Consider the following 1871-nt stretch of genomic DNA (forward strand, 5'->3'; position numbering starts at 1 on the left):
GTTGCTATTAGCCATGATGGTGCTACCATTGCTAGTAGTTCTCAAGATAATACTATTAAGATTTGGAAGTTTGAGTGATGTCAGCTATCAGCTATCAGCTATCAGCTGATGCGCTACGCGCACCCGTGCGCGTTCAGCTTTTGAATAAAACAGGTAAGCATTATCAAATCCTGCTGTTTGCGCGATGCGCACGCTACGGAAGGTTTATTTTAAGCTGACGGCTGACAGCTGACGGCTGACAGCTGACGGGTTTATTTTAGTTGATTTGTCGGAGTTTAGCTAGGCTCTCACACACTGCTGCCCTAACTTTGGAGTTAAACTGCATCTATGGACAGACTCCGATTACCCCTATGGAAATTACCATCCAACTCCCCGATGAAATCGCTAGTCAACTCCAAGTAGGTGACCTCTCCCGCAGAATCCTTGAACTGATTGTGGCTGATCGCTATCGTCAAGGTCAGCTTGGTGCTGCCCAAGTCCGCAGAATCCTTAACTTTTCTTCTCGCTGGGAAACCTACCAATTCCTCAAGCAGGAAAAAGCTTACCTTCCCTACACCGAAGCTGACCTAGAGCAAGATAGCCAAACCCTGGACAATCTATTTGCCAACCCTGGATGATCGTTGTTTCTAATACTTCCCCGATTAACTACCTAATCCTGATTGGGCAGATTAACCTGCTACCCCAACTGTTTGGGCAAATCATTATTCCCCAAGCAGTGTATGACGAGCTATCAGATGTGGCTGCCCCACCACCTGTGCAAACTTGGATTGCCACCCCACCCCCTTGGCTGAAAATTAGACCCGTTAGCCTATCTTCCGATTCAGTTCTAGATTTGCTAGACCCCGGAGAACTGGCAGCTATTCTTTTAGCTCAAGAACTCACAGCAGATTTAATTTTGCTAGATGATATGAAGGCAAGGCGCATAGCAAAAGAACGAGGATTAACCATCACAGGTATTTTGGGAATTTTAGACCGGGCAGCTACTATGAAACTTATCAATTTACCTGTTGTTGTCGATAATCTTAAAAATACATCGTTTTGGGCATCGGAAAGTTTATTTGAAAAGCTTTTAGATAAGCATTCCTAAAAAACATGACAACGTCTCTTATAAATCCTAATCAAGATTTCGCTCTATGGGCTGTGTTGCTGTCAGCAGCAACAATTGGATTCTGGGCAGAACGAACTCCTTGGGGAGCTAAACTATCTGGGGCTGTTGTCACCATTTTGGTAACGTTCATCCTATCTAATCTTAGGATTATCCCACCGGATGCTCCCGCCTATGGTGTGGTCTGGTCTTACTTAGTTCCATTAGCTATTCCTTTACTACTATTCCAAGCTGATTTGTTTCGGATTGTGTGGGAGGCTGGGTTTACCTTAATTGCCTATGGCATTGGTGCAGTGGGAACAATCCTAGGAACAGTAGTGGCTTACTATCTCATTCCTTTAGGAGAGCAAGGTTGGCAGTTGGCAGCAATTTTTTGTGCTACCTATATTGGTGGTTCTGTTAATTTTGCGGCAACCGCTGAAAGCACTGGATTAAGAGCAGGAGATTTACTCAGTGCTGGGGTAGCAGCAGATAATTTAGTGATGACCTTGTACTTTTTAGTGCTGTTTGCTTTACCTTCCATGAAGTGGCTACGGGGAATTTTCCCTAACCAGCGCTCTCAGGAGAATACTAATTCTAGTCAGTTTAGTGTCTTTGACTCCCAGTCTCGACAAGGACTCTCTGTTATCAATATCAGTTTGGCATTAGCCATTAGTATGACCATTTGTGCTGTAGGTTATGGTCTCGCTAGCTGGTTGGGTTTCAACAAAGGGGGAATTCTGGTAGAAACGGTTTTAATTGTGATGCTAGCGACACTATTCCCAAG

The 1871-nt window shown here is 44.5% G+C and carries 4 protein-coding genes; all 4 read left to right on the forward strand.

Features of this window, described 5'->3' with window-relative positions; all coding sequences use genetic code 11:
- Positions 1–6: 6 nt before the first annotated feature.
- The gene (locus F6K38_RS43830) at positions 7–78 is read left to right on the forward strand and encodes a hypothetical protein (protein WP_353737293.1); all 72 of its coding nucleotides are present in this window, start codon (positions 7–9) and stop codon (positions 76–78) included.
- A gap of 272 nt (positions 79–350) precedes the next feature.
- Positions 351–617 carry a UPF0175 family protein gene (locus F6K38_RS40775; protein WP_071106748.1) on the forward strand — a complete coding sequence of 89 codons (267 nt, stop codon included), beginning with the start codon at positions 351–353 and terminating at the stop codon, positions 615–617.
- Complete coding sequence (locus tag F6K38_RS40780) at positions 614–1087, forward strand: PIN domain-containing protein (RefSeq protein ID WP_071106747.1); 474 nt, start codon at positions 614–616, stop codon at positions 1085–1087. Before F6K38_RS40775 ends, F6K38_RS40780 begins: the two co-directional genes overlap by 4 nt.
- 5 nt (positions 1088–1092) lie before the next feature.
- On the forward strand, positions 1093–1871 hold a 779-nt coding region (locus F6K38_RS40785; RefSeq protein ID WP_287360526.1), incomplete at its 3' end, for a DUF819 family protein.

This window comes from Moorena sp. SIO3B2 (genome assembly GCF_010692525.1).
In the GTDB taxonomy this organism is placed as follows: domain Bacteria; phylum Cyanobacteriota; class Cyanobacteriia; order Cyanobacteriales; family Coleofasciculaceae; genus Moorena; species Moorena producens.

Excerpts from the sequence above, each read along its gene's own strand:
- F6K38_RS40775 (WP_071106748.1), top strand. The coding sequence starts at position 351 with ATGGAAATTACCATCCAACTCCCCGATGAAATCGCTAGTCAACTCCAA.
- F6K38_RS40780 (WP_071106747.1), top strand. The coding sequence starts at position 614 with ATGATCGTTGTTTCTAATACTTCCCCGATTAACTACCTAATCCTGATT.